The sequence below is a fragment of the Shewanella surugensis genome (assembly GCF_023284005.1).
GTDB classification, from domain to species: domain Bacteria; phylum Pseudomonadota; class Gammaproteobacteria; order Enterobacterales; family Shewanellaceae; genus Shewanella; species Shewanella surugensis.
Map to the genome: position 1 here is coordinate 1 of NZ_JAKIKS010000278.1, position 2163 is coordinate 2163.

Annotated in this window: 1 protein-coding gene; it reads left to right on the forward strand. The window is 35.0% G+C overall.

The annotated features are described in order from the left end of the window. The first annotated feature begins 543 nt into the window (after positions 1–543). Positions 544–1764 carry a succinyl-diaminopimelate desuccinylase gene (gene dapE / locus L2764_RS26880; protein ID WP_248943398.1) on the forward strand — a complete coding sequence of 407 codons (1221 nt, stop codon included), beginning with the start codon at positions 544–546 and terminating at the stop codon, positions 1762–1764. Positions 1765–2163: the final 399 nt, after the last annotated feature.

Consider the following 2163-nt stretch of genomic DNA (forward strand, 5'->3'; position numbering starts at 1 on the left):
ATCGGGATCAATTAAAACTCGGAATGTAGATAGTGCCTTGGGCACGGACTTAAGCCCTTTTAGGGCGTCACCCAAATAAGCCTCCGGCTTTGCCGGAGGTAAGTTAACTTAAAAAACATCTTATTACTAACACTTTTACAACCAATTTACATATTGTAAAACATTCAGGTAATAAGTTGATAATTAAATTCAAACTCAATCCTAAAATTAACATATTGAGTTTAAACTTTCAAATCAATCTTAAAATGGTATTAGGGACTTTAGTTAATAATGCCCCACTACTTAAGTAGGTGGATATTGAATTTATTATTATAAATAACATTAAAACAAATAGACTTTTCTTTTTAATAAGATGGATCTATGTGATTTAGCAACGTGGTAAGTGTCTAAGTTAAAGTTATCCTGAATTTTGTTTGATTTACAGCCTTATTCGTTATGGCGATTAGCTGATAGCACATGGGTTTTCGCTGTCTAAAGGGTAAAACTCAAGCTTCGAAAACTTTTATGCCGGCACTTATCACAATTAAGTCATTAAGGACAGAGATGCAAACTGCAAATAAAACAGAAAACAAAACAGAAAATAAAGAAACTTTTATTATAAAAAAGGCTCTTGAATATGCAAGTAAGATAGTTCAATTTGAATCTATCACGCCTTTCGATGACGGATGTCAAGATTGGATTGAAGGAAAACTGAAACATTTAGGAGCAAAAATAGAAAGATTTGAGTGTGGAGGAATACAAAACCTTATTGCTGTAGTGGATCGTGGTGAGGGTAAAAATTTGGCATTTTGCGGACATACCGATGTTGTTCCGGTAGGGGATATTTCAAAATGGAAGCATCCACCATTTTCAGGGGCAATTGATTCAGGCATGATATACGGACGTGGGATTGCTGATATGAAAGGAGCAATAGCCGCGGCAATAGCATCAGCCGAATATCTTGTTTATTATAGTAATTTTAAAGGTAAATTGTTTTTTTTAATCACTGGTGATGAAGAAGCAGAGGCTGAGCACGGGTCTTTTGAAATAGTTAAATGGCTTAGTAATCATGATATTAAGTTAGACTACTGCATCATAGGTGAGCCTTCATCATTTAAAAAAACTGGGGATATGATAAAAATAGGACGTAGAGGATCCGTGAGTTTTGATTTAACATTATTTGGTAAAAGTGCGCATGTAGCGTACCCGCTTCAAGGAGTTAATGCTGTGCAGCAGATGAGTGAAGTTATTAGTCAATTAAGTTCGCATAAGTGGAAGTTAGGGAGTGAAGATTTTCCAGGCACCAGTTTACAGGTCACTTATTTTAATTCTGGTAATTGGACCGACAACATTGTCCCATCAAAAGCTTCGATCAGTATGAATATACGCTATAATACGGAGCATACTGAAATTGAGTTACTACATAAAATAGAGAATATAGTTCGAAGTGTAACCTCTAATTATGAAATAAAATCTTACCGTAGTTGTGAACCATATTTATCTCAATTCACCAACAACTCTTCAACATCATTAATTGATTTAACTGAAAAAGCAATTAAATCAGAGCTAGGTTGGTTTCCAAGAGTATCTACATCAGGGGGAACCTCTGATGGCCGATTTTTCAAACGTATATGTCCACAAATTATTGAAATAGGTTTACCTAATGGTACTATTCATCAAGAGAATGAAAGAGTTTCGATAAAAGATATTGAATCTTTATGCCGAATTTATTGTAAGGTTTTCGAATATATTTTAGTTGAACCTATTAATGCGTTGAGAGCATAAAAAAGTATGGGCAATTTAAGTCTCTTCTCTATGCAGCTAATACCTGTAGATGTAGATGTAGATGTAGATGTAGATACCTGCACTGGTACATACAAATAAAGTTAGATTTTATACTCTCATCCCTATGAATGAAACGACTATCGATTTTCAGCGTTTCAAGTACATCAAATAGATTTCTAGCATTGGTTTCTTCTTGATTAAGGTCTTCGTTTATTTTCTTGGGGTTGCAAGCCGGGGTTTTGCTAACATCCCCTCGAAATTAACCTTAGTGTTAATTTTAGCAAGATGATTGTAACCGTCCGAGCAAGTACATCTTCAACCGTGTTCATCGATCCCTTATGTTAACCCCTGACTATGATATCAGGAGTTAATATGACTAAGCGTTCTCATGAAGAGTGG